At 74.9% G+C, this 705-nt stretch carries 1 protein-coding gene; it reads left to right on the top strand.

Going from position 1 to position 705, the window contains the following annotated elements:
• Window positions 1–705, top strand: a 705-nt coding sequence (locus tag GRC12_RS44865) for a protein phosphatase 2C domain-containing protein (RefSeq protein WP_244374729.1), incomplete at both ends; no start/stop codon positions are given.

Below are 705 nucleotides of genomic sequence, written 5' to 3' on the forward strand. Positions count from 1 at the left end.
GCCCCCCGCCGACCATCTCGACTACGTCGGCTCCGGGCCGCCCACCTACGAGGCCGAGCCCACCGCGTTGCCGGTCGCCGATCCGGACGATCTCGATGATCTGGTCGCCGACACCGTGCTCGACGGTGCCCGGTACGGGGCCTGCACCCTGCGGGCCGTCTCCGTCCGGGGGGACTCCGCGCGGTACCGGGGCGAACCGCGCCGCGACTCGTTGCTCACCGCCCGCTTCGGCACCGCCGAGAACGCGCTGATCCTCGTCGCCATGGCCACCGGCGCCCGCGCCACGCCCGGAGCCCACCGTGCCGCCGCCGAGGCCTGCCACTGGATCGGCCGGGCCGTCGGCCGCAGCCATGCCCGGCTCGCGGAGGACATCCGGGCGGCGAGGCGCGGTGATCTGAAGTCGGGCCTGCACCGTCTCACCGACCGCAGCCTCGGCAAACTCCGCGCCAGCGCCGCCGAGCAGGGCATCGAGCCGGAGGAGTACTCCGCCACCCTGCGCTGCCTGCTGCTGCCGGCCGACCCGGAGTGCCGTACCCGTGTCTTCTTCGGCGTCGGCGGGGGCGGACTGTTCCGGCTCAGGGACGGTGACTGGCAGGACATCGAGCCCCGCGTCACCGAGGTCACCGGCGACCCGGTCGTCGGCTTCGGCTCGCTGCCCGCCGAGACCCCCGAGGGCGACCGCCTCACCATGGACCTCGGCATCCC

It is taken from the genome of Streptomyces griseorubiginosus (genome assembly GCF_017614965.1).
In the GTDB taxonomy this organism is placed as follows: Bacteria; Actinomycetota; Actinomycetes; order Streptomycetales; family Streptomycetaceae; genus Streptomyces; species Streptomyces griseorubiginosus_B.